The 24,104-nt window shown below is 70.3% G+C and carries 23 protein-coding genes and 1 riboswitch; of the genes, 11 read left to right on the top strand and 12 right to left on the bottom strand.

Features of this window, described 5'->3' with window-relative positions; genetic code table 11:
• Positions 1 to 325 precede the first annotated feature (325 nt).
• The 6 genes from ABZX90_RS15370 to ABZX90_RS15395 all read left to right on the top strand — a co-directional run bounded on the left by ABZX90_RS15370 (position 326) and on the right by ABZX90_RS15395 (position 7,938).
• Positions 326 to 1,090 (top strand): GntR family transcriptional regulator, encoded by a 765-nt coding sequence (locus ABZX90_RS15370; RefSeq protein ID WP_327431614.1) that lies wholly within the window; start codon positions 326 to 328, stop codon positions 1,088 to 1,090.
• A gap of 329 nt (positions 1,091 to 1,419) precedes the next feature.
• Positions 1,420 to 1,701 carry a DUF3311 domain-containing protein gene (locus ABZX90_RS15375; protein ID WP_351124824.1) on the top strand — a complete coding sequence of 94 codons (282 nt, stop codon included), beginning with the start codon at positions 1,420 to 1,422 and terminating at the stop codon, positions 1,699 to 1,701.
• Positions 1,698 to 3,308, top strand: a complete 1,611-nt coding sequence (mctP, locus tag ABZX90_RS15380; protein WP_351124822.1) for a monocarboxylate uptake permease MctP — start codon at positions 1,698 to 1,700, stop codon at positions 3,306 to 3,308. Before ABZX90_RS15375 ends, mctP begins: the two co-directional genes overlap by 4 nt.
• Before the next feature lie 210 nt (positions 3,309 to 3,518).
• A riboswitch (cobalamin riboswitch) is annotated at positions 3,519 to 3,668 on the top strand.
• 134 nt (positions 3,669 to 3,802) lie between these two features.
• Positions 3,803 to 6,220, top strand: a complete 2,418-nt coding sequence (locus ABZX90_RS15385) for a ribonucleoside-diphosphate reductase subunit alpha (RefSeq protein WP_351124820.1) — start codon at positions 3,803 to 3,805, stop codon at positions 6,218 to 6,220.
• Positions 6,220 to 7,272 carry a ribonucleotide-diphosphate reductase subunit beta gene (locus ABZX90_RS15390; RefSeq protein ID WP_351124818.1) on the top strand — a complete coding sequence of 351 codons (1,053 nt, stop codon included), beginning with the start codon at positions 6,220 to 6,222 and terminating at the stop codon, positions 7,270 to 7,272. The genes ABZX90_RS15385 and ABZX90_RS15390 overlap by 1 nt, the downstream gene beginning before the upstream one ends.
• A gap of 207 nt (positions 7,273 to 7,479) precedes the next feature.
• The gene (locus ABZX90_RS15395; protein WP_351124815.1) at positions 7,480 to 7,938 is read left to right on the top strand and encodes a hypothetical protein; all 459 of its coding nucleotides are present in this window, start codon (positions 7,480 to 7,482) and stop codon (positions 7,936 to 7,938) included.
• Here the strand turns inward: ABZX90_RS15395 and ABZX90_RS15400 are convergent.
• Positions 7,899 to 8,102 carry a hypothetical protein gene (locus ABZX90_RS15400; RefSeq protein ID WP_351124813.1) on the bottom strand — a complete coding sequence of 68 codons (204 nt, stop codon included), beginning with the start codon at positions 8,100 to 8,102 and terminating at the stop codon, positions 7,899 to 7,901. The genes ABZX90_RS15395 and ABZX90_RS15400 overlap by 40 nt on opposite strands.
• Positions 8,103 to 8,195: 93 nt before the next feature.
• Here ABZX90_RS15400 and ABZX90_RS15405 point away from each other — a divergent pair, with 93 nt between their 5' ends.
• On the top strand, positions 8,196 to 9,161 hold the full coding sequence (locus tag ABZX90_RS15405; RefSeq protein WP_355205103.1) for a helix-turn-helix domain-containing protein: 966 nt from the start codon (positions 8,196 to 8,198) through the stop codon (positions 9,159 to 9,161).
• A gap of 72 nt (positions 9,162 to 9,233) precedes the next feature.
• On the opposite strand, the gene ABZX90_RS15410 is transcribed toward ABZX90_RS15405, so the two are convergent.
• The 10 genes from ABZX90_RS15410 to ABZX90_RS15455 all read right to left on the bottom strand — a co-directional run bounded on the left by ABZX90_RS15410 (position 9,234) and on the right by ABZX90_RS15455 (position 19,437).
• Positions 9,234 to 10,604 carry a cytochrome P450 gene (locus tag ABZX90_RS15410; protein ID WP_355205106.1) on the bottom strand — a complete coding sequence of 457 codons (1,371 nt, stop codon included), beginning with the start codon at positions 10,602 to 10,604 and terminating at the stop codon, positions 9,234 to 9,236.
• A complete protein-coding gene (gene cyc1 / locus ABZX90_RS15415; RefSeq protein WP_355205109.1) occupies positions 10,601 to 11,680 on the bottom strand; it encodes an epi-isozizaene synthase in 1,080 nt (359 codons plus the stop codon). Before cyc1 ends, ABZX90_RS15410 begins: the two co-directional genes overlap by 4 nt.
• A gap of 341 nt (positions 11,681 to 12,021) precedes the next feature.
• The gene (gene def / locus ABZX90_RS15420; RefSeq protein ID WP_351124803.1) at positions 12,022 to 12,672 is read right to left on the bottom strand and encodes a peptide deformylase; all 651 of its coding nucleotides are present in this window, start codon (positions 12,670 to 12,672) and stop codon (positions 12,022 to 12,024) included.
• A 59-nt stretch (positions 12,673 to 12,731) separates the two neighbouring features.
• Positions 12,732 to 13,712 (bottom strand): hypothetical protein, encoded by a 981-nt coding sequence (locus tag ABZX90_RS15425; protein WP_351124800.1) that lies wholly within the window; start codon positions 13,710 to 13,712, stop codon positions 12,732 to 12,734.
• 153 nt (positions 13,713 to 13,865) lie between these two features.
• Positions 13,866 to 15,047: an HD domain-containing protein gene (locus ABZX90_RS15430; protein ID WP_355205465.1), complete on the bottom strand. Its 1,182-nt coding sequence runs from the start codon at positions 15,045 to 15,047 to the stop codon at positions 13,866 to 13,868.
• A 113-nt stretch (positions 15,048 to 15,160) separates the two neighbouring features.
• Positions 15,161 to 16,534 (bottom strand): HD-GYP domain-containing protein, encoded by a 1,374-nt coding sequence (locus ABZX90_RS15435; protein ID WP_355205113.1) that lies wholly within the window; start codon positions 16,532 to 16,534, stop codon positions 15,161 to 15,163.
• Positions 16,535 to 16,701: 167 nt separating this feature from the next.
• The gene (rsrA, locus tag ABZX90_RS15440) at positions 16,702 to 17,004 is read right to left on the bottom strand and encodes a mycothiol system anti-sigma-R factor (protein WP_328448430.1); all 303 of its coding nucleotides are present in this window, start codon (positions 17,002 to 17,004) and stop codon (positions 16,702 to 16,704) included.
• Positions 17,001 to 17,693 carry an RNA polymerase sigma factor SigR gene (gene sigR / locus ABZX90_RS15445; RefSeq protein ID WP_351124793.1) on the bottom strand — a complete coding sequence of 231 codons (693 nt, stop codon included), beginning with the start codon at positions 17,691 to 17,693 and terminating at the stop codon, positions 17,001 to 17,003. The genes rsrA and sigR overlap by 4 nt, the downstream gene beginning before the upstream one ends.
• Positions 17,694 to 17,969: 276 nt before the next feature.
• Positions 17,970 to 18,614: an alpha/beta family hydrolase gene (locus ABZX90_RS15450; protein WP_351124790.1), complete on the bottom strand. Its 645-nt coding sequence runs from the start codon at positions 18,612 to 18,614 to the stop codon at positions 17,970 to 17,972.
• A 1-nt stretch (position 18,615) separates the two neighbouring features.
• Positions 18,616 to 19,437, bottom strand: coding sequence for an SOS response-associated peptidase (locus ABZX90_RS15455; protein WP_355205117.1), 822 nt, complete (start codon positions 19,435 to 19,437; stop codon positions 18,616 to 18,618).
• Between the two features lie 50 nt (positions 19,438 to 19,487).
• Here ABZX90_RS15455 and ABZX90_RS15460 point away from each other — a divergent pair, with 50 nt between their 5' ends.
• From ABZX90_RS15460 to ABZX90_RS15475, 4 genes are all read left to right on the top strand, one after another.
• On the top strand, positions 19,488 to 20,219 hold the full coding sequence (locus tag ABZX90_RS15460; RefSeq protein WP_351124784.1) for a M50 family metallopeptidase: 732 nt from the start codon (positions 19,488 to 19,490) through the stop codon (positions 20,217 to 20,219).
• Positions 20,220 to 20,367: 148 nt separating this feature from the next.
• The gene (aroA, locus tag ABZX90_RS15465; protein ID WP_351124781.1) at positions 20,368 to 21,708 is read left to right on the top strand and encodes a 3-phosphoshikimate 1-carboxyvinyltransferase; all 1,341 of its coding nucleotides are present in this window, start codon (positions 20,368 to 20,370) and stop codon (positions 21,706 to 21,708) included.
• Positions 21,709 to 21,724: 16 nt separating this feature from the next.
• The gene (gene rsgA / locus ABZX90_RS15470) at positions 21,725 to 22,738 is read left to right on the top strand and encodes a ribosome small subunit-dependent GTPase A (protein WP_355205122.1); all 1,014 of its coding nucleotides are present in this window, start codon (positions 21,725 to 21,727) and stop codon (positions 22,736 to 22,738) included.
• Positions 22,739 to 22,863: 125 nt separating this feature from the next.
• The gene (locus ABZX90_RS15475) at positions 22,864 to 23,187 is read left to right on the top strand and encodes a multidrug efflux SMR transporter (protein WP_355205125.1); all 324 of its coding nucleotides are present in this window, start codon (positions 22,864 to 22,866) and stop codon (positions 23,185 to 23,187) included.
• 205 nt (positions 23,188 to 23,392) lie between these two features.
• On the opposite strand, the gene ABZX90_RS15480 is transcribed toward ABZX90_RS15475, so the two are convergent.
• Positions 23,393 to 24,001: a helix-turn-helix domain-containing protein gene (locus tag ABZX90_RS15480; RefSeq protein WP_351124773.1), complete on the bottom strand. Its 609-nt coding sequence runs from the start codon at positions 23,999 to 24,001 to the stop codon at positions 23,393 to 23,395.
• Positions 24,002 to 24,104: the final 103 nt, after the last annotated feature.

Below are 24,104 nucleotides of genomic sequence, written 5' to 3' on the forward strand. Positions count from 1 at the left end.
GCAATCTCCCACAAGCCGTCCGGAACAATCCAACTCCACGTACCCCGCCCCATACACAGCCCAACGACCAACTCCCATGTAGGACACCGTCTAAGTAGGTAAGCGGCATAATTAACAGGCCCGTTCACGGCCCCCGAAGCGACCGCCTCCGGGCCGCCCGCGCGGCCGTCTGCACGCGATGGACTAGACCAACGAGTACGGCGACGGTATATAGAGGGGATCACGGAGCGTGCGAGGGACACTCGCACGTCAAGCCGTGCCACGATGTGAGCCGTGGCCGACGTCATGTCGGTCGCTTCGGCATCCGGAGCCGGGAAGGCAGAGCATGAGCACCGACGTCAGCAGTGCGGAGAACGAGGGTGGGGCGCCCATCCGTACCGCGCGCGTGCCCAAGTACTACCGCCTCAAGAAGCACCTGCTCGACATGACGGAGACACTGCCGCCCGGTACACCGGTACCGCCCGAGCGGACCCTCGCCGCCGAGTTCGACACCTCGCGCACCACGGTGCGGCAGGCCCTTCAGGAGCTGGTCGTCGAGGGCCGTCTCGAACGCATCCAGGGCAAGGGCACCTTCGTCGCCAAGCCGAAGGTCTCCCAGGCGCTCCAACTGACCTCGTACACCGAGGACATGCGCGCCCAGGGCCTCGAACCCACCTCGCAGCTGCTGGACATCGGCTACATCACCGCGGACGAGACCCTCGCCGGTCTGCTCGACATCTCGGCCGGCGGCCGGGTGCTGCGCATCGAGCGGCTGCGCCTCGCGAGCGGCGAACCCATGGCCATCGAGACGACCCACCTCTCCGCCAAGCGTTTCCCCGCCCTGCGCCGGTCGCTCGTCAAGTACACCTCCCTCTACACCGCGCTCGCCGAGGTGTACGACGTCCATCTCGCCGAGGCCGAGGAGACCATCGAGACCTCGCTGGCGACCCCGCGCGAGGCCGGACTGCTCGGCACCGACGTGGGTCTGCCCATGCTGATGCTCTCCCGCCACTCGCTCGACCGGCAGGGCGAGCCGGTGGAGTGGGTGCGGTCGGTGTACCGGGGAGACCGGTACAAGTTCGTCGCCCGCCTCAAGCGCCCGCAGGACTGAGCCACGTCGGGTGGCGCACGCGCGGGGCGGACACTCCCGTACCCGCGCGGGGCGGACTCCGTACCCGCGCGGGACAGACTCTCCCGTGCCCGTGCCCGTGCCCTTGCCCGTGCCCGTGCCCGTGCGCCGTGCGCCGTGCCGCCCGACGGTCCGGACGGACCGTCAGAATCCGTGCCCGCGAAAGGGGTTCAGCTCCTGCTGGGGCGCTGTGCGCGCCCACACGAACCCTCCACACCCGGCGTCCGGACGGGGGTGTTCCCTAAAGCGGAACCGTCGCCTAGATTGCCTGCGCGTTGCTCAGGTGATCGATGAGGGGACGGAGCCGACCCATGTCAGACCTGCCCGAAGTGAAACCACCGGTGGTGACACCGGTCCGTGTGGTGATCGCCCTCTGCCTGCTCGCGCCCTTCGTGGCGATGCTGTGGGTCGGCTCCTACACGAAGACCGACCCGGCCTTCATCGGCATCCCGTTCTTCTACTGGTACCAGTTGCTGTGGGTGCCCCTGTCCACGGTACTGACCGTGACCGCGTACCAGCTGTGGCGGCGTGACCAGCGCGCCCGCGCCGCCGCCTCGGCCTCCGCCTCCGCCGAGGGAGGTGCCGGAGCATGAACGACGGTGTGAACGGCGTCGCCCTCGGCGTCTTCGTCTTCTTCTTCCTGGCCGTCACGGTCATGGGCTTCCTGGCCGCACGCTGGCGCCGGGCCGACAACGAACACAGCCTCGACGAATGGGGCCTGGGCGGACGGTCCTTCGGCACCTGGGTGACCTGGTTCCTGCTCGGCGGCGACCTCTACACCGCGTACACCTTCGTCGCCGTACCCGCGGCGATCTACGCGGCGGGCGCCGCCGGCTTCTTCGCCGTGCCGTACACGATCCTGGTCTACCCGCTTATCTTCACGTTCCTGCCCCGCCTCTGGTCGGTCTCCCACAAGCACGGCTATGTGACGACCTCGGACTTCGTGCGCGGCCGCTTCGGTTCCAAGGGCCTGTCCCTCGCCGTGGCCGTCACCGGCATCCTGGCCACCATGCCGTACATCGCGCTCCAACTGGTCGGCATCCAGGCCGTCCTCGACGTGATGGGCGTGGGCGGCGGCGACAGCACCAACTGGTTCGTCAAGGACCTCCCGCTCCTCATCGCCTTCGGTGTGCTGGCCGCGTACACCTACTCCTCGGGCCTGCGGGCCCCCGCCCTGATCGCGTTCGTGAAGGACACCCTGATCTACATCGTGATCGCGGTGGCCATCATCTACATCCCGATCAAGCTGGGCGGCTTCGACGAGATCTTCAAGGCGGCGAGCGACAAGTACACGGCCGCGGGCGCCGGCGGGATCGTCCCCGCCGAGGCGGGCCAGTGGACGTACGCCACCCTCGCGCTCGGCTCGGCGCTGGCGCTGTTCATGTATCCGCACTCGATCACCGCGACGCTGTCCAGCCGCAGCCGCGAGGTGATCCGCCGCAACACCACGATCCTGCCGCTGTACTCGCTGATGCTGGGCCTGCTCGCCCTGCTCGGGTTCATGGCGATCGCGGCCGGTGTGAAGGTGCAGAACGGCCAGCTCGCCATCCCCCAGCTCTTCGAGAACATGTTCCCCGACTGGTTCGCGGGCGTGGCCTTCGCCGCTATCGGCATCGGAGCGCTCGTCCCGGCGGCCATCATGTCCATCGCGGCCGCGAACCTCTTCACCCGCAACATCTACAAGGACTTCATCAAGCCGGACGCGACCCCGCGGCAGGAGACCCAGGTCTCCAAGCTGGTCTCGCTCCTGGTGAAGGTCGGTGCGCTGGTGTTCGTCCTGACCATGGACAAGACCGTCGCGATCAACTTCCAGTTGCTCGGCGGCATCTGGATCCTGCAGACCTTCCCGGCGCTGGTCGGCGGGCTGTTCACCCGCTGGTTCCACCGCTGGGCACTGCTGGGCGGCTGGGCGGTCGGCATGCTCTACGGCACGATCGCCGCCTACGGGGTGGCCTCGCCGACCCAGAAGCACTTCGGCGGCAGCTCGAAGGAGATCCCCGGCATCGGCGAGATCGGCTACATCGGCCTGACGGCGTTCGTCCTGAACGTGGCCGTGGCCGTCGTCCTCACCTTCGCCCTCAGGGCGTTCAAGGCCCCGGACGGCATCGACCAGACGTCGCCCGGGGACTACACGGCCGACGCGGGAGACCCGGGGGTCGAGACGGAGCTCCCGCCGGCCACCGCGGACGCGAGCCACTAGCCACTGATTGCGAAGGAAGCGACAGCGCCGTACGACGGGCCGCCGGGCGGGAACCGGCGGCCCGTCGCCGTGCCGGGCGGGCACGGCGGGGCCCTCGCGCTCGGCCCGACGACCTCCGGCCGCTCACCTACGAGTTGACGCTCCACCACACTCCGTAGCGCTCCCCGACACCCTCCGGACACAACATGTGGGGGCACTCCCGAAGCCCGACACAAGATGTATGCTCATGGTCGCTGTCACCGCAGGGGAATCCGGTGCGAATCCGGAACTGTCCCGCAACGGTGTACTTGTGTGTGTTCGCGTACCCACGTGCCCGCACTCGCGTCAGTCCGAGGACCTGCCGACAGCGCGCCCCGGCCGTCCGGCCCGGGTGCCGACGACGTCCGGGCCTCGTGGAATTGGGCCGGTGGACGCGGTGCGCTGCTGCCCAGAAGCGCTCCCGTGTGCCCCGCTCCTTCCCGCAAGGCCCCGTGCCGAGCGAGGGAGAGCCCCACGTGACCATCGCGCCAGCCGATCCGGCTTCAGTGACCGCGCAGCAGGCCCCGGTGGAGACCGACGGTCCCGGAGCCGTGTTGTTGCGGACCCTGACGGACCTCACCGCCGACCTCACCGACGCCGACCCCGGCCGGGTCGCCGCCGCGGCGCTGCGCGGCCGGTCCGCCCGCGCCGACGAGGCCGAGCTGCGCGAACTGGCCACCGAGGCGGCCGCCGGTCTCATCTCCGAGGACCCCGTCTACTCCCGGCTGGCCGCCCGCCTGCTCACGATCGGCATCGCCGCCGAGGCCGCCTCCCAGGGCGTCACGACCTTCTCCGAGTCGGTCGCCGTCGGCCACCGCGAGGGCCTGATCGCCGACCGCACGGCCGCGTTCGTCCGGCTGCACAGCGCCCGCCTCGACGCGCTGATCGACGTCGAGGGCGACGACCGCTTCGGCTACTTCGGGCTGCGCACCCTGCACAGCCGCTATCTGCTCCGGCACCCGATCACCCGGTCGGTCGTCGAGACGCCCCAGCACTTCATGCTCCGGGTGGCGTCCGGCCTCGCCGAGGACGACACGGCCCGCTCCGTGGACGAAGTCGCCGCGCTCTACCGGCTCATGAGCCGCCTCGACTACCTCCCCTCCTCCCCCACGCTGTTCAACTCCGGTACGCGGCACCCGCAGATGTCGTCCTGCTACCTCCTCGACTCCCCGCTGGACGAGCTGGACTCCATCTACGACCGCTACCACCAGGTGGCGCGCCTGTCGAAGCACGCGGGCGGCATCGGCCTGTCCTACTCCCGCATCCGCTCGCGCGGTTCACTGATCCGGGGCACCAACGGGCACTCCAACGGCATCGTCCCGTTCCTCAAGACACTCGACGCCTCGGTCGCCGCCGTGAACCAGGGCGGCCGGCGCAAGGGCGCGGCCGCGGTCTACCTGGAGACCTGGCACTCCGACATCGAGGAGTTCCTGGAGCTGCGCGACAACACCGGTGAGGACGCCCGGCGTACGCACAACCTGAACCTCGCGCACTGGATCCCGGACGAGTTCATGCGGCGGGTGAACGAGGACGGCGTCTGGTCCCTCTTCTCCCCCTCCGACGTGCCGGAACTGGTCGACCTGTGGGGCGACGCGTTCGACGCCGCGTACCGCAAGGCCGAGGAGGCGGGTCTCGCCAAGAAGACCATCCCGGCCCGCGATCTGTACGGCCGGATGATGCGCACCCTCGCGCAGACCGGCAACGGCTGGATGACCTTCAAGGACGCCGCCAACCGCACCGCCAACCAGACGGCGGAGCCGGGCCACACCGTCCACTCCTCGAACCTGTGCACCGAGATCCTGGAGGTCACGGACGACGGGGAGACGGCGGTCTGCAACCTGGGCTCGGTCAACCTGGGCGCGTTCGTGGTCGGCCAGGACATCGACTGGGAGCGGCTCGACGAGACCGTGCGCACCGCGGTCACCTTCCTCGACCGTGTCGTCGACATCAACTTCTACCCGACCGAGCAGGCGCGCCGCTCCAACGCCAAGTGGCGTCCGGTGGGCCTGGGCGCGATGGGTCTCCAGGACGTCTTCTTCAAGCTGCGGCTGCCCTTCGACTCGCCCGAGGCCCGCGCGCTGTCCACCCGGATCGCCGAGCGCATCATGCTCGCCGCGTACGAGGCCTCCGCGGACCTCGCCGAGCGCCCCCAAGCACCTTCGACAGGCTCCGGTGCAGGGGGGACCCCCATCGGCCCGCTCCCCGCCTGGGAGAAGACCCGTACCGCCCGTGGCGTGCTGCACCCGGACCACTTCGACGTCGAGCTGAACTGGCCGGAGCGCTGGGCGGCCCTGCGGCAGCGGATCGCGGCGGTCGGCATGCGCAACTCGCTGCTGCTCGCGATCGCGCCCACCGCCACCATCGCGTCCATCGCGGGCGTCTACGAGTGCATCGAGCCGCAGGTGTCGAACCTGTTCAAGCGCGAGACGCTCTCCGGCGAGTTCCTCCAGGTCAACTCCTACCTGGTGGCCGAGCTGAAGAAGCTCGGCGTGTGGGACGCGCAGACCCGTGAGGCGCTGCGCGAGTCCAGCGGCTCGGTGCAGGGCTTCACCTGGGTCCCGCAGGACGTCCGCGACCTGTACCGCACGGCGTGGGAGATCCCGCAGCGCGGCCTGATCGACATGGCCGCCGCCCGGACCCCGTTCCTGGACCAGGCGCAGTCCCTGAACCTGTTCCTGGAGACGCCGACCATCGGCAAGCTCTCCTCGATGTATTCCTACGCCTGGAAGTCGGGCCTGAAGACGACGTACTACCTGCGCTCCCGCCCGGCGACACGCATCGCCCGCGCGGCCCAGGCGCAGCCCGAGAAGACCATCCCCGTGCAGCAGGTGGCCGATCCCGACGCCGTCGCCTGCTCCCTGGAAAACCCCGAGTCCTGCGAGGCCTGCCAGTAATGAGCGCCACGAACACCGAGAAGGCCGCGTCCGAGAAGAACCTCCTCGACCCGGGCTTCGAACTCACCCTGCGTCCCATGCGCTACCCGGACTTCTATGAGCGCTACCGGGACGCCATCAAGAACACCTGGACCGTCGAGGAGGTCGACCTCCACTCGGACGTCGCCGACCTCGCGAAGCTGACGCCGGGTGAGCAGCACATGATCGGCCGGCTGGTCGCGTTCTTCGCGACGGGCGACTCGATCGTGGCGAACAACCTGGTGCTGACGCTGTACAAGCACATCAACTCCCCCGAAGCACGGCTCTACCTGAGCCGGCAGCTCTTCGAGGAGGCCGTGCACGTCCAGTTCTATCTGACGCTGCTCGACACCTACCTGCCCGACCCCGAGGACCGCACCGCGGCCTTCGCGGCCGTCGAGAGCATCCCCTCCATCCGCGAGAAGGCCCAGTTCTGCTTCAAGTGGATGGCTGCATTTGATGGAACAGAGGGGGTGGAGAAGCTGGACCGGCTGGAGACCCAGGCCGACCGCCGCCGCTTCCTGCTCAACCTCATCTGCTTCGCCGCGTGCATCGAGGGGCTCTTCTTCTACGGGGCCTTCGCGTACGTCTACTGGTTCCGCAGCCGGGGTCTGCTGCACGGCCTGGCGACCGGCACCAACTGGGTGTTCCGCGACGAGACGATGCACATGAGCTTCGCCTTCGAGGTCGTCGACACCGTCCGCAAGGAGGAGCCGGAGCTCTTCGACGACCGGCTCCAGGAGCAGGTGACCGACATGCTGCGCGAGGCAGTCGAGGCCGAGCTGCAGTTCGGGCGCGACCTGTGCGGTGAGGGTCTGCCGGGCATGAACACCGACTCGATGCGGCAGTACCTGGAGTGCGTCGCCGACCAGCGCCTTCAGCGGCTGGGCTTCGCGCCGGTGTACGGCTCCGAGAACCCGTTCTCGTTCATGGAGCTCCAGGGTGTCCAGGAGCTGACCAACTTCTTCGAGCGCCGGCCGTCCGCGTACCAGGTCGCGGTGGAGGGCACGGTCGACTTCGACGAGGACTTCTGACGATTCGTCATCGATGAGTGCGGGGCCGCGCGTTCGGCCCGTCGAGAGCCGGGCCGCCTGTGCGGCCCGGCTCTCGTCACGTACTGCCCCCGCCCGCGCCGCCGATCGACGTGCCGATCCCCGGCCGCCGTAGCGGCCGGGGCCCTTTCGCGCGAAGAGGGATCCTGATCCACCGGTGGCACGTCCAACCCGCAAGGAGGCCACCCCATGCGTCGAACGACCCACACCCGGACCATCGCCCTCACCGCCCTGGCCCTGCTCCTCGCCGGCTGCGGCACGCAGAGCGGAGGCGACGCGGGCGGCAGCGGCAGCGTGTCGCCGTCGCCCACCCCGTCCCACCGGGACTGTGCCACGGCGAAGGCGGAGCTCGGCGCCACCGACACCGGGCACACGTACTGTCTGGCGTCCGGCGAGACGATCCGCGTCTCCCTGGACGGCACCACCCGCCGGCCCTGGGCGCCCGTGAAGGCCGACGGCACCGGTCTGGAGGCCACCAACAGCGGCATCGTCCTCCAGCCGGGCGACGCGTCGGCCGCCTACAGGGCGGTCTCGGCGGGAACGGTCCGGCTGACGTCGTCCCGGCCGATGTGTCCGAGCGATCCGGCCCGGGTCTCCTGCGACGGCCTTCAGGAGTGGACGGTCACGGTGGTGGTGACGAAGGCGTGAGGCCGCGGCCGCCGCCCCGCCTCCTGACGGGAGCGGGCGGCCGCCCTTAGCTGACGGTCCACGCGCCGCTCGCGCGCCAGCCCGATCAGGGACGGGATCGTCACGACCGCGAAGATCCCGAGGACGGCCAGGATTCCGACGAGGTTGTCCATCGCTGAGTTCATGACACTAGTCTCGCGCCGATGGCTCCTTACCATCAGTGGCAGAACTGCCGCACACCCTCGAATTACTGCCATCTCCAGGGCACACTGGAGGGCATGTTGAACAACGTGGCGGCTGTCCTGCTCGACGGCGTGCATCCCTTCGAACTCGGCGTCGTCTGCGAGGTGTTCGGCCTCGACCGCAGCGACGAGGGCCTGCCCGTCTACGAGTTCGCCGTCGTCTCCGCCGAGGGGCCGACGCTCGGCACCCATGTCTCCGGGTTCACGGTCTCCACTCCGTACGGCCTCGACCGGCTCGAAGAGGCCGACCTGGTGGTCGTGCCCGCCGGTGACACCTACGCCGTACGCGGCTATCCGCCGGAGTTCCTCGCGGCACTGCGGAGCGTGGTGGACCGCGGGGCCCGGGTGCTCAGTGTCTGTTCCGGCGTCTTCGCCGTCGGCGCGGCCGGACTCCTGGACGGCCGGCGCTGCGCCGTGCACTGGCAGCAGGCCGACGAGCTGGCCCGGCAGTACCCGCGGGCGATCATCGAGCCGGACGTCCTGTACGTGGACGAGGACCCGGTGATCACCTCGGCCGGCACCGCCGCCGGTATCGACGCCTGCCTGCACATCGTCCGCAAGGAGCAGGGTCCCGAGGTGGCCAACACCATCGCCCGCCGCATGGTGGTGCCGCCGCACCGCGACGGCGGGCAGGCCCAGTACATCGAGCGCCCGCTGCCCCGTTCGCGGTGCGACACGGTCGGCGACGTGCTGGTGTGGATGCAGCGGCACCTCGACGAGGAGACGACCGTCGAACAGCTGGCGGCCCGCGCCCACATGGCGCCGCGCACCTTCGCGCGCCGCTTCCAGCAGGAGACGGGGACCACGCCCTACCGCTGGATCCTGCGTCAACGGGTGCTGCTGGCACAGGAGTTGCTGGAGGCCACGGACGAGACGATGGACGCGATCGCGGGCCGCACCGGCTTCGGCAACGCGGCGGCGCTGCGCCATCAGTTCGTACGGAGCCTCGGGACGACCCCGCACGCGTACCGGCGCACGTTCAGGGGCCCGCAGGCGGCCTGAACATGCGCCGATGGACGTGCTGTTCGGACACCCGTGCGACCAGTCCGGCCGCACCGGCGACGCCCGGCCCCGCTACCGCGGACGGGCTTTCAGTCGCAGCTTGTGGGGCCGCAGGGTGATGCCGACGCGGGTCGCGTCGTTGGATCCGGACACCTGCTCGAAGCGCCACCGGGACGCCACGGTCGCGGTGATCAGGGTGAGCAGCGCCATGGAGAAGTGGTCACTCGGGCACTTGCGGTTGCCCACGCTGAAGGGGCGCATCGCGTACTTCGGGATGTCCTTGGAGCGTTCCGGAAGCCAGCGGTCGGGGTCGAAATCCAGGTGCTCCTGGTACGACCGGGGGTCGCGCTGGATCGCGTACGGGCTGTAGATGATGTCGGCACCGGCCGGAATGCGGTAGCCGCCCAGTTCGGTTTCGGTCACCGCGCGCCGCGTCAATATCCATACGGCGGGGCGCAAACGCATCGCCTCGACTACGACATTGTTCGTGTGCGACAGCTTCCGGACGTCGTCGAAACCGACGGGCCGGTCTCCGACGACGGATTGAACTTCCTCGGCCACCTTGTCGGCCTGTTCCGGATGTTCTGTCAGGACGTGGAGCAACCACATGATCGTGGACGCGATGGTTTCGCTGCCGGGCGTCAGTATCGCGACGACTTGGTCGTGGATCTCCTGTTCGTCGATGGGGTCGCCGACGTCGTTCTTCGCTTCCAGTAATGCCGTCAGCAAATCGTCCGGCTTTTGACCAGATGCCCGTCGCTCCTCGATGATCTCATCGACGAGCGCGTGCAAGTCGGCCAATGCCCGGTCGAATGCGCGTATCGACGGAAGCGGGAGCCGATAGAGCGGGCCCGCGGGGATGACCATGCGCCGGTACATGCCGCGGAACACGGTGGCGAGGGCGAGGCTCAGCCGCTCGGCGCGCTCGTCCATGAACCGGCCGCGCAGCAGACAGCGGGCGGCGACACGGACGGCGACACGGAACGACTCGGAGGTGCAGTCGACGGCCGTCCCCGGCTCCCAGCGCGCCGCGAACGCACGCGCCTCCTCCTCCATGATCGGGCCGTACTCGGGGATGATGTCGAGCCGGAACGCCGGCTGGATGGTCCGCCGCTGGCGCCGGTGCAGCGGCCCGTTGGCCGTCGCGACACCCTGCTTGCCCAGCAGTCCTTCGAGCGACTCCCACAGGGGGCCGCCTATCTCGTAGTCGGGGTTGAGCGCCAGCGCCCCGGTGAGTGCGGGGGCGGTGATGGCGTACACCGTCTTGGGGCCCATCCTGAGCCGGACGACGTCGCCGTGGTCGCGCAGCTGGGCGAGGAAGCCCAGCGGGTCGCGGACCAGTTTCCAGCCGTGCCCGAGACCGGGCACCCCGCCTCCTGCGAGGGGCGGGACGGACAGCTCCCGCACCTCGGACACCTCGGGTCGTACCGACTCGACGGTCATTTCTCACCTGCCGCTTCATTGTTGACGTACGGGGGTGTGGAGCGGTCGTCCCAGTTGTCGACCATGTACCGGCCCGACTCGTGGTGGAACCAGTACACGGAGCTGAACCAATTCCGCATGTTTCCGAGGCACGCCAGGACGGCGGCGCTCGTCGCTTTTCCCCGCGCGGTGCCGTCCGCGAGTATGTGGGCGAGCCTCAGTACGTCTTTCTCGGCGACGAGGAATTGTTCGATGCATTCCTCGACCCGCCGCCTCACTTCGGCGACGGCTTCTTCGAGCGTCAGCCCCTGGTGATGAATGAGACTGATCCCGAGATTGTGGACCTCATCGCCCGCTATTTCCTTCGGCAGGGAACAGAGGTCGTTGTACCATGCGGCGAATTCCTGGCTGAGCAGCGCCGCCCGGTGGAATGCGGGATGCAGTCGTACGTTGCCGGGGAGTTCCTGGCCGGCACTGGGTTCCAAAAGGTCGGTCCAGATCCAGTGCGCGAAAGTCAGCCGACGGAGTTCGAGGTATTCTCCGACCGTGGGAACGGTGCCGGAGGTCCGATTTCTGAACTCCCGGTCGTACGCCTCGATCACCGCGTGGAAGTGGAGTGCGAACCGTTTGTTCCAGTTCTCGCCGAGGAACGAGTACAACCGCACCATGCTGTCCGCGAACCCCGCGACCAGGGGATCCTGGTGGTGCAGATGGTCACTGGGAGCGTCGAGGGCCGCGTGGAGCCGGAACCTGAGCCTCCGCCAGGCGCCCGCCCGGCCGTGGATGACATCGCGGTCGTGCCGGTCGTCCCAGACGAAGAACCACGCGCTGTAGTCCGCTATCGCCTGCATGACCTCGTCGGAGGCGCCAATGTAGTAGCCCGCCATGAGGTCCGTGTAGCACAGGCCGTCGGCATATTCCTCGACCTTGTCCGCCGGCATCAGCCGTTTTTCGAGGAGCCAGGTACGGGTCTTCTCCTGGAGCCTGGGCCAATACGGGTGCAGTTGACGGGGAAACTCGGACTCGATCACCGGGAGAGAGAGCGCCGGTGGTACCGCGATCGCTGTCGATGAAGAGCTGTATGAGAAAGCATGCACGAACAAACCCCTCTCAGCCGCCTGTTGACGTCACACCCCTCCATCTGTGCCGGGCGTGCGCCGTTGCGTATCCCCGCACTTCCCATTCAGCACCACAACTGACCGTTCTGGGAACGGATTTGGCCCAGTGACTACCTCAGCATGCCGAGAATCTCCCCTTGTGTGACTGAATCCGGATCATCGAAGGAGCACAAGGGATCGAACGTGCGACGTACATGCGAACGGTGCCTGGTCAGGAGGTTCACCTGCCCAGGCACCGTTCGAGTAGACCCACGAGGGGACGCGCGTCCCGACTGTCAATTTATGTCACAGCCGTGCGGGGCGCCCGGCGAAGTGGTGGCTCAGCCGTTCGCCACGATCGCGTAGCGGGGCTCGTTCTCGGCCATCTGCCGCAGCGCGTCCTTGCGCTCGCGCTTGGAGAGCCGGTCGATGTACAGGTATCCGTACAGGTGGTCCGTCTCGTGCTGGAGGCACCGCGCGAAGTAGCCCGTGCCGCGCACCCTGATCGGGTTGCCCTTCTCGTCCTGCCCGGTGACCTCGGCGTAGTCGGGGCGGGCGAGCGGCGCGTAGGCGGTCGGCACGGAGAGGCAGCCCTCGTTGCTCTCGTCCAGCTGGCGCTGGTCGGCGGGCAGCTCGACCAGCTTCGGGTTGCAGACCACACCGACGTGCCGGGTGCCCTGGTCGTCCTGGCAGTCGTAGACGAAGACCTTCAGGTCGACACCGATCTGGTTCGCGGCCAGGCCCACGCCCTCGGCGGTGCGCTGGCTGGCGAACATGTCGGCGACCAGCTGCTCCAGCTCGTCCCCGAAGTCGGTGACGTCCTTGCACTCCTTGTGCAGCACCGGGTTCCCGACCACCGTGATCGGCCGCGAGGTGCCGCGCTCACGGTAGGCCGCCTCGCGCTCCTCGCCGTCCTCGGTGTCGATGACGAAGCCGTCGTCGTCCACGGGGAGCACGCCCACGTGCTGCTGATCGGTGTCCTGCTGCGCCATGACGACGTACGCCTTCCTCAGACCTTGGGAAATTCTGCGAGTACAGCCTAAAGGTGTACTCAGCAGACCTCTTCCAGATCCCGCCAGTCACGGGAGTCCGGGCTGTCCGCGACCCAGCCGTCGAGCAGACCGCGCACCAGCGAGGCGGGCGCCGCGAGCCCGCACTCCCGCTCCGGCACCCACATCTGCCCGTCGGTGCGATGGCCGAGCGGACCCGGGTGCCCCGGCTCACTGTGGTCGTGCGGGTCGAGGTGCTCCTCGTCGCCCTCGTCGGACGGCATCCGGGACTCGGAGCACATCCGGCACAGCAGCCGTACGGACGACGACCAGTCCTCCGCGGCGAAGCCGGCGTCGGCGGCGAGCTGCTCCAGCGCGTCCCGGTCGTCCTCGGTCGCCGCTTCCAGGAGGACGACCCAGGTGGGCACCGGTGAGGGGGCCCACAGCTCGATCTCGTCGAAGACCGGGTACGCGTGCCCCGCGGCGGTGGTCCGCTCGCCGTGCGGGACGCCGTCGTGCAGCACGACCTCGCCCCAGCGGCGTCCGGAGGACGGCAGCGGGATCGACAGCACCTCGACACGGGCGGGGTCCAGCCTGCGTCCCCACACCACCTCGGCCTCGCCCTCCGGCGACAGCCGGACGGCCGCGCTGCCGAGGTCCATGCCCACCGGCTCGCCCGAGACGGCGGCGCCGCCGGGTACCCGCAGCCCGTACGCCTGCCAGGAACGGCGGGCCAGCGGCCAGTCCTGGAGGGCGGTCGCCGCGATCCCGACGTTCCACCAGTCAGGTGCGCCGGTCTCCCGGTCGAGCAGAGCGACGGCCCGCAGTCCCGCCGCCCGCGCCTGCTCCCAGTCGTGCCGGAACTTGTGCAGCAGGGCCAGGTTGAACCAGGACTCGGACAGCCACGGCTCCAGGTCCGCGGCACGCGTCAGCAGCGCGCCCGCGTCCTCGTACCGGCCGTCACCGATCAGCGTGAACGCACGGTCGGTGGCCTGCCGCCATGAGGCGGAGGGCCGGTGTCGTCCCTTGCCGAAGATCCTCACGATTCCCGCCTGCCAGTTCCTTGCGTTTCCCGCCTGCCGGTCCTTTGAAGAGTCCCTTGAAGACAGTGCAGCCCCGGGCTGGCCCTGGCCCCCGAACACCCTCTTCCTCGCATCCAACCACGTACCGTCGGACGGCCGCTCATTACCCATGGGTTACCCAGACCAGGGCAAGGTCAGACCGGGTCGGGACAGGACCCGGGCCAGCGACTCCACGACCTCGGGCTGATAGTCGTGGGCGGTGGCCAGCCGCAGTTTCTCCAGGGCCGTCAGCGGCCCCCCGGGCCCTGCTTCCCTGGCCATCTCCTCATATGCGTTCACCGCGCGGACGATGCGCGCGGTGACGGGCTGCTCCCGGTAGGGGTCGGCCTGCCGCTCCACCACCACGGCGACCTCGGCGTCCACCCCGGTCTGCCGTACGACGGCGCCGCCGAGCAGCGCGATCCGGCGCTGCTCGTCCGCCGGGAGCACGGCGGTGGCGCCGGCCGGCACCGGGTCGACCAGGCTGAGCTGTCCGATGTCGTGCATCAGCGCCGCGTACTCCAGGACGGTGAGGTCGGGCTCGGAAAGTCCCAGCTCACGGCCGACGGCCCGGCTGAGGGCGGCCACGCGCCTGGCGTGCCCGGCCGGTGTGTACCCGGCGATCTCGGTCGCGCGCGCGAGGGAGGCGATCGTCTGCCGGTAGGTGACCCGCACGGCGGCGTAGCGCCGGAAGGAGAGCTGGGTGAGCAGCAGCGGCAGCGAGAAGACGGGCAGCGCCCACAGTCCGACCACGGCGACCGCGAGCGACATGACGGCCCCGGTGGCGCACACGGCCGAACCGATCCCGAGCGTGGCCCGCAGTTCGTCGCGCAGCAGCGGCCCGAACGGCCACCGGGTCCGCACATGGGCCGTCGCCGCCGCGAGGACGGCGTCCCACAGGGTGGTGAGCACGAGCAGCGCGACGAGCAGCAGGGCATGGGCCGGGCCGCCCCAGTCCAGCAACCTGCCCTGGTTGTACAGGGGTTGGAAGCAGACGGCGGCGAAGGCGACGGTGAGGACGCGACGGGTGAGGTGGTCGAGCGTCGGCCCGTGTCCCCGTGCGACGTGCGGAATGCAGCCGATCAGGGCCGCCGCCACGACGACGGCGACGACCTGGAGGACGCCGTGGTCGGTGCGGTGCCCGGCGTTCTCGCCGAGCAGCGCGTACGCGAGGGCTCCGGCGGCTCCGAGCGGTGCGGATTCCCGCTCCTCGGTCCCGCTCCACCGGGCGAGCTCGCCGACGGCGATGAGCACGCCGAAGGCCAGCGCGGTACCGCGTTCGTCGAGTCCGTCCCAGAGGGTGACGCCGAGCGACAGGACCGCGAGGAGAAGGGCGACGGTACGGACCGCGGTGAGCGGGGCGGGTGTCCTGCCGGCCGACGGGAGACGGGCGGAGCGGGCGGGAAGTCCGTGCCGCGGGGCGGCGGTGCTCACGGCGTCCTCCGCCCGACGGTGCCGGACGGACGCGCCGGTGGCATGCCGGGGCCGGGTGAGGCGGACGGGCCGATGTCCGCGGTCACCGCGGGATGCCAGCCGTGCCGGCCGAGCGCCCGCACCAGCGCCCCCACCATCCGGGGGTCGAACTGCGCCCCCGCGCACCGCTTCAGCTCCTCCAGTGCCACCGGAACCGGCCGGGCCCTGCTGTAGGACCGGGTCGACGTCATCGCGTCGAACGCGTCGGCGACGGCCACCACCCGGGCGAACTCCGGAATCTGCGCTCCTGCCAGCCCGTACGGATATCCGCTTCCGTCCAGCCGCTCGTGGTGGTGCAGGATCGCCGAGCGCGCCTCGCCGAGGAACCCGATCCCCCGGACCATCTCGTGCCCGTACTCGGGATGCAGCTCGATGACCCGTCGCTCCTCGGGGGTCAGTGGTCCGTCCTTGCGCAGCAGCCGTGTGGGAACCCCGAGTTTGCCGACGTCGTGCAGGATTCCGGCGAACCGGAGCACCTCGACGCGCTCGTCGTCCATGCGCAGCTCACGGGCGATCATCACGGACGCCTGGCCGACCCGCTCGCTGTGCCCGCGGGTGTAGCCGTCCTTGATGTCGACCGCCTGGACGAGGGCGCGGATGGTGGCCTGGTGGGCGGCCCGTTCGCGGTGGTACTGGGCGAAGACCCAGCAGGACACGTACATCGGCAGCAGGACGAGCAGCGCGGCGACCGGCCCGTACGGGCTGCGCCACAGCACCGCCATCATCAGCCCGGCGAGCCCGTGCACGGCGACGGGTGCCAGCGAGCGCGCGAACAGGCCTCGCCAGGCACCGCGCACCGGGGCCCGCTCGGCCAGCGCCAGGATCCCGCCGTCGAGGACGGTGAGCACGGCGCAGAAGGTGAGCACCGCGGCCCCGGCGGGCACCAGCGCGTAGGGGAAGTCGGGCGTGGCCACCGCGTCCCGGCCGCCGAGTGCCCCGTGCACCCGGGAAGCCGCCCAGACGGCGACGGCCAGCTGGGCCGCGCGCCAGATCCGGCGCGGGCCGCGCGGTCGCTGTTCGACCCGGGCGAGCAGCGCCCCGGGCAGCGCGACGAGGGCGGCGGCGGGCGGGGGCAGCAGAAAGGCCCCGGCGAGCAGCACGGGGAGGAAGGGGAGAAAGGTGCCCATCCCCTGAGGGGTCTCGCCGCCGGGCGCGCCGGCGCCGCGCGGCCGGGGCGGCAGCGTGACGCGCTCGCAGCCCGCGTACAGCACGGCGAGCAGGGCGACGATCCACCAGGGAACGCGGAGGTGCGGCAGGGGGGTGAGGCAGGCGAGTGCCATGAGAACGACACAGGCCACGTACGCACGGGCCCACGCCGGAACCGAACCCATCCTCGTACCTCCCCCGTACCTCCCCTGATCTCAGGCTTCGGAGCCTAGGACGGGAGGAAGGGGGCGGGGACGGGTATGAACGAATCCGCGGGCTCTGAGCCCGCGGATTAGCACGTTCGGGTGATAAACGAAGGGTCTTCGCCGACCCTCGACGGTCGCGCGGGAGGTCAGGACTCCTGTGCGGTCGCGGTGACGTCGTGCTCGGGCACGGCCTGCCCGGAGCGGATCAGATCGATGCGGCCCATGACCTTGGCCCGCAGATCGGTGGGCACGTCGTCATGGCCGCAGCACCGCTTGACCAGCTTCTTGACGGCCTGTTCGAGGCCGTACTTCTCGAGACACGGGGAGCACTCCTCGAAGTGGACCTCGAACTTGGTGCAGTCCGCGTCCGGCATCTCATGATCGAGGAACTCGTAGAGATGATCGAGTACCTCACTGCAATCCGTCTCGTGCGGCTCTCCGCAGCTCATGAGCCCGAGCCTTTCGCTTCGTTCGACTCTCCGGCGCCGGCGGGGACCAGCCCGCGGTCACGGGCGTAGTCCTCCAGCATGCCGCGCAGTTGGCGACGGCCCCGGTGCAGCCGGGACATCACCGTACCGATGGGTGTCCCCATGATGTCCGCGATCTCCTTGTACGCAAAGCCCTCGACGTCCGCGAGATAGACGGCGATGCGGAATTCCTCGGGGATCGCCTGCAGCGCTTCCTTGACGTCCGAGTCGGGCAGGTGGTCGAGCGCCTGCGACTCGGCGGAACGCAGCCCCGTCGACATGTGCGACTCGGCACGTGCCAGCTGCCAGTCCTCGATCTCCTCGGCCGCACTGCGCTGGGGTTCGCGCTGCTTCTTGCGGTACGAGTTGATGAAGGTGTTGGTGAGAATGCGGTACAGCCACGCCTTGAGGTTGGTGCCCTCGCGGAACTGGTGGAAGGACGCGTACGCCTTGGCGTACGTCTCCTGCACCAGGTCCTCGGCGTCGGCCGGGTTGCGCGTCATGCGCAGGGCGGCCGAGTACATCTGGTCGAGGAATTCGAGCGCGTCGCGCTCGAAGCGCGCGGTGCGCTCGGCGGACGTTTCCGCCGTCGACTCGCTCGTGCCCTGGCCCTCGGGCTGCTCCGCCTGGCCGTTTTCGGTCCCTGCGTCGGTCCCAGTGACCGGACCCACCTCCTCCAGCGACGTAGCGAGACCGAGACCGGTCCCACTGGAATCGGAGGATAGACGACCTTCGGCCGGGGAGGGATGTACATCTTGTCCGCCCGCCGCCCGAATCGGGGCGTTCTTGCCCGCGTGCAGCACCGTCCAGTCCAGGTCAGCGCGGCTGCTGCGGCTCGGGCAGAAGATCGAACCCATGCGGCGGACTTCCTCTCGTACGAACGGTCCAGCACGCTCCGTGCTGTCTGCTCGGCTCAACAGAAGTCCGTCACTCTGCATTCCCGGGTGTCACCCGAGTGACGCGGCCCACCGCACGACGCCGTCCGTGACGACCTTCAGCGCCTCCTCCTGGCCGAGCGGGGCCCGCTTCGGGACAGCGAAGCCGTGGTCTCCGTAGGGCACCTCGATCAGCTCGTACGGGCCCGGCGGGAACTCCTCCGGCTTCCCGAACGGGTCGTTGCCGCCCTGGACGACGAGCGTGGGCACCCCCGCGCCGAGCAGCTCGTGGGCGCGGGACTTCTCCGGCTTGCCCGGTGGGTGCAGCGGGAAGCTCAGCGCGAGGACGGCGGCGGCCCCGAGTTCGGTCGCGGTCCGGCACGCGACGCGCGCACCGGCGCTGCGTCCGCCGGAGACCACGGGCAGCCCGGGCTTCGCCAGCGCCGGCCACACTCCCCGCCATCCCACGTCCAGCGTCTTCGGGGCGGGCGCGACCTTCTTCCCGGCCACCCGCCAGGGCTGTTCCACGAGCGCGACGCTGACCCCGTGCGGGGGGAGCACCTCGGCGAGCGCCACGAGGTCCCGGGCTCCGATGCCGCCGCCCGCGCCATGGCTCACGGCGAGGACGAGCCGCGCCTTCGCCGCCCGGTGCCAGGTGACGCGAGCGGTACCGGCGTCCGTCTCGATCGTCTCGCTCGCGTCGCTGATCTCGGTCATGTCAGAAGAGTGTGCCCTCCTCGGGCCCCTCCAGCTCCTTGAGCAGCTCCGGTCCGTTGTTGCGGACATTGCTGACCGCGGTGGAGACGGGGAACGCGCGCAGCAGTCCGGTGGGCGGCGGCGCGAGCAGGTCACGGAGTTCGTCCGGGTCCGTGCGCGACGGGTCGAGCCAGCCGTCCCAGCGGTCGGGGGTGAGCATCAGGGGCATCCGGGGGTGGATGTCGGCCAGCGCGTGCGGGCCCTCGGCGGGGGCCACCGCGAGCGGTGTCGTCTCCGCCTCGGTCGTGATGACCGAGCACGTCACCCACCAGGCCAGCGGATGCTCGTCCGGGAGCGTCCGGTCCCGCCAGAACTCGTACAGCCCCGCCATCGCGAAGACCGAGCCGTCCGCGGGCGTCACGAAGTACGGCTGCTTGCGCGGCCGCTTCTTCTTGCCCTCGACCTCCAGATCGCGTTCGGCCGTTCCGGTGACCCACTCGTAGTAGCCGTCGGCGGGGATGATGCAGCGCCGGGCGGAGAACGCGCGGCGGTACGAGGGCTTCTCGTGCACCGTCTCCGCGCGCGCGTTGATCATCCGGGCGGCGCCCTCGGGCGTCTTGGCCCAGGAGGGGACGAGTCCCCACTTGAGCCGGCGGAGCTGGCGAACCGGCCTCGGGCTGTCCGCGTCCTTCACAGGGCGGTCGAGGACGGCGTAGACCTCCTTGGTCGGGGCCACGTTGTAGTCGGGCGCCAGGGTCTCCTCGGGATCCTGGTCCCACTTCTCGATCTCAAAGACTCGTGCGAGATCCTCGGGTCCACGACTGGCTGCATACCGTCCGCACATACGTGCAACACTGCCAGATTCCGCGTCACAAAAGGGAGCCACCGCCGACAATGGACAGCACCGCATCCACCTCGCTGGCCTCGCTCACCTCCCTCTGGGACGAGGTCTTCGGCAGTCAGCCGGACCCCGACCTGTGGGTGGTGATCGCCACCATGGTCGCGGCCCTCGCGGCGATCGTCCCGCACGGCGTGTGGCGCGTCTCCCGCAACGCCATCACCATCGCGCACGAGGGCGGCCACGGACTGGTCGCCCTGCTCACCGGGCGCAGCCTCAGCGGCATCCGGCTGCACTCCGACACCAGCGGCCTCACGGTCAGCCGCGGCAAGCCGACCGGCCTCGGCATGATCCTGACGGCGGCGGCGGGCTACACCGCTCCCCCGCTGCTCGGCCTCGGCGGCGCCGCGCTGCTCGGCGCGGGCCACATCACCCTGCTGCTGTGGCTGGCCACGGCCCTGCTGATAGCCATGCTGGTGATGATCCGCAACGCGTACGGCGCGCTCACCGTGATCCTCACCGGCGGCACCTTCCTGCTGGTGTCCTGGCTCGCCGGACCCCAGGTCCAGGCGGCTTTCGCGTACGCCGTGGTGTGGTTCCTGCTCCTGGGCGGCGTCCGCCCGGCCTTCGAACTCCAGGCCAAGCGGATGCGGGGCAACGCGGGCGACTCGGACGCGGACCAGTTGTCGCGGCTGACGCATGTACCCGCCGGGCTCTGGCTGTTCCTCTTCCACGCCGTGTCGCTGTGCTCACTGATGGGCGGCGGACGGTGGCTGCTGGGGTGGTGAGCCGCAGGCCACTGCCCGAAAGACCCTGAGCTGCGCCGCGTTCGTTCGGCGGGGCCCCGGGGCATGCGGTGCCCGGCTCCCCCGCGCGGGTGCCGCCGACGGTGACGGACCCGCGGCTGCCCGGCGCCCTGCCACTAAAGTGGGGCGCATGACCGTGAACCCCGCCCACACCGCCCTCTGGCCCGCCCCGCACGCAAGCGGAGCCGTCGACGCGACGGTTCACGTGCCGGGGTCCAAGTCGGTCACCAACCGCGCACTCGTGCTCGCCGCGCTGGCATCCGAACCGGGCTGGCTGCGCCGCCCGCTGCGTTCCCGCGACACCCTGCTGATGGCCGGCGCGCTCCGCGCGATGGGCGTGGGCATCGAGGAGACGGTCGCCTCCAGCTCCACGGTCGCGGCGGGCCCGGACGCCTCCGGCGAGGCCTGGCGGATCATCCCCTCGGGCCTGCGCGGCCCGGTCACGGTCGACGTCGGCAACGCGGGTACCGTGATGCGCTTCCTGCCCCCGGTCGCCGCGCTCGCGGACGGCCCCATCCGTTTCGACGGCGACCCGCGGTCGTACGAGCGACCGCTGAACGGCGTGATCGACGCGCTGCGCCTGCTCGGCGCCCGGATCGACGACGACGGCCGCGGCGCGCTGCCGCTGACGGTGCACGGCGGTGGCGCCCTGGACGGGGGCCCGGTGGAGATCGACGCGTCGTCGTCCTCCCAGTTCGTGTCCGCGCTGCTGCTCTCGGGCCCGCGCTTCAACCAGGGCGTCGAGGTCCGGCACATCGGCTCGACACTCCCGTCCATGCCGCACATCCGGATGACCGTGGACATGCTGCGCGCGGTCGGCGCCCAGGTGGACACCCCGGAGTCGGGCGGCGAGCCGAACGTCTGGCGGGTGACGCCGGGCGCGCTGCTCGGCCGCGACCTGATCATCGAGCCGGACCTGTCGAACGCCCAGCCGTTCCTGGCGGCGGCGCTGGTGACCGGCGGCACGGTCGTCGTCCCCGACTGGCCGGCGCACACCACCCAGCCCGGTGACCGGCTGCGGGAGATCTTCACCGAGATGGGGGGTTCCTGCGAACTGACCGAGAGCGGACTGGAGTTCACCGGTTCGGGTGCGATCCACGGTATCGACGTGGACCTCGGCGAGGTCGGTGAGCTGACCCCGGGCATCGCGGCGGTCGCGGCGCTCGCCGACTCCCCCTCCACGCTCCGGGGTGTGGCCCATCTGCGTCTGCACGAGACGGACCGGCTGGCCGCGCTGACCAAGGAGATCAACGAACTCGGCGGCGACGTCACCGAGACGGCCGACGGCCTGCACATCCGGCCGCGACGGCTGCACGGCGGCATCTTCCACACGTACGACGACCACCGCATGGCGACGGCCGGCGCGATCCTCGGGCTGGCGGTGGAAGGCGTCCAGATCGAGAACGTGGGGACGACCGCGAAGACCCTGCCGGACTTCCCCGACCTGTGGACCGGAATGCTCGGGAACTGACGGGCGGACCTGGATCATGCGCCGTTACGGCAAGAACACCGACGAGGACGACATCCGCCAGCGCCCGAACCGCAAGGGCAACCGTCCCCGTACGAACATCCGCCCCAAGCACGAGGAAGCCGTCGCGGGCATGGTCCTCACGGTCGACCGCGGCCGGCTGACCTGCCTGGTCGAGGACCGCGTCGTGATGGCGATGAAGGCCCGCGAACTGGGCCGCAAGGCTGCCGTCGTCGGCGACCGGGTGGCCATCGTCGGCGACCTGTCCGGCGAGAAGGACACTCTCGCCCGCATCGTCCGCATCGAGCCGCGCGGTTCGGTGCTGCGCCGCACGGCCGACGACGACGATCCGTACGAGCGCGTGGTCGTCGCCAACGCCGACCAGCTCGCCATCGTCACCGCGCTCGCCGACCCCGAGCCGCGCGCCCGCCTGATCGACCGCTGTCTGGTGGCGGCCTTCGACGGCGGTCTGACCCCGCTGCTCGTGCTGACGAAGTCGGACCTGGCACCGCCGGACAAGTTCCTGGAGCTGTACGGCGCGTTGGACATCCCGTACGTCGTGACCAGCCGCGAGGAGCTGCAGAACGACGCCGCCGCCGACCTGGTGCGCGAGCAACTGGTCGGCAGGATCACGGCGTTCGTCGGTCACTCGGGCGTCGGCAAGACGACCCTGGTGAACGCGCTGGTGCCGGCCGAGCAGCGCCGGACCACCGGCCACGTCAACGCGGTCACGGGCCGCGGTCGGCACACCACCACCTCGGCGCTCGCCCTGCCGCTGGCGGGCAGTGCCGGCGGGTGGCTCGTCGACACCCCCGGTGTCCGGTCCTTCGGCCTGAACCACGTCGACCCGTCCCGGGTCATCCACGCCTTCCCCGACCTCGTACCCGGCACCGAGGGCTGCCCCCGCGCGTGCAGTCACGACGAGCCGGACTGCGCGCTCGACCAGTGGGTGGCGGACGGCCACGCGGACCCGCAGCGGCTGTACTCGTTGCGCCGGCTGCTGGCCACGCGGGAGCGCCGCGAGGGCGACTGACGTCTCCCGTGTTTGGGTGCGCCCGCCGTCGGTAAGGGCTTCTCCCGGTCGGTGAATGCATAATCACACCGAGCCGGATCCGGGCCAGCCGAAGCAGTCGACGTGCGGACAAGGGAGGACAAGTCATGGCGTGGCTGCTGGTCGTTGTGGCGGGACTGCTCGAAACCGGCTTCGCCGTCTGTCTGAAGCTCTCGCACGGCTTCACCAGACTCTGGCCCACCGTCGCCTTCTGCATCTTCGCCCTCGGCAGTTTCGGGCTGCTGACCCTCTCCCTGAAGAAGCTGGACGTCGGTCCGGCCTACGCGGTGTGGACCGGCATCGGCGCGGCGGGCACCGCCATCTACGGCATGATCTTCCTCGACGACCTGGTCTCCGTCCTCAAGATCGTCTCGATCAGCCTGGTCATCATCGGCGTCATCGGGCTCCAGCTCTCGGGGTCGGCGCGGTGAGTACGCGCCTCTGAGCCTTACGGGGCACGCGTCTCGGGGTCCTACGGGAACGCGCCGCTGTGTCCTGCGGAGTACGAGCCCGGGGTCGTACGGGGTACGCCCTCGCGGTCGCACGGTCACGCGCCTCGGGGTCCTGCGGACTACGCGCCCGGGGTCGTACGGCGTACGCGTCCCGGCGTCCTACGGAGCACGAGCCCGGGGGCCTTCAGACCCCGAGCCGGCGGGACGGCGTCAGCGCGGCCTTGACCAGCTCCGTGACTCCGCCCCGGCCGGGCGGCGCCACGACCCACGACAGCGCGAGCCGAGCCACCAGTTCGCACGCCCGGGTCGCCTCGGGGGTGTCCGCCCTGGACGGGGCGAGCGCGGCGACCGCACGGTCGCGGACCACCGCGACGAAGTCCGCGGGCGAGGGCAAGGGCCCGTCCGCCCGTCGCTGCGCGGGCACCGCGGACGAGGAGGGCACGGCGGACAGCGCGGGCGCGGGCAGCCGCTCGTTCCAGCATCCGGTCAGCATCGCCCGCACCAGCGCGTTGCTGCGCGCCGCCGAGGCGGTCCACTCGGCGGCCGCGACCAACCGCTCCCGCGCGTCCGTGTGAGCGGCCAAGGCCCGGTCGACACCGGCGAGATAGGCATCGGCCTCCCGCCGTACGAGGGCACGCGCGAGTCCTTCCTTGCTCCCGAACTCGTTGTAGAGCGTCTGGCGTGACACCCCGGCGACGGCGGCCACATCGACCATCCGCACCGCGGACCACGCCCGGCGCGCCAACGCCGTATAGGCGGCGTCCAAGAGGGACTCTCGCGCTGCGGGCATCATCGCCTCCCTTGGGCGAGCGACTCTGCAGCCAGATTTGACGCGTACGGAAGCACTGTCAAGGGTTCGCGGCGGCCCCGAGGGGCGCTCGTGCGAAGCCGCACGC

Source organism: Streptomyces sp. NPDC002935 (genome assembly GCF_040611295.1).
Classification (GTDB): domain Bacteria; phylum Actinomycetota; class Actinomycetes; order Streptomycetales; family Streptomycetaceae; genus Streptomyces.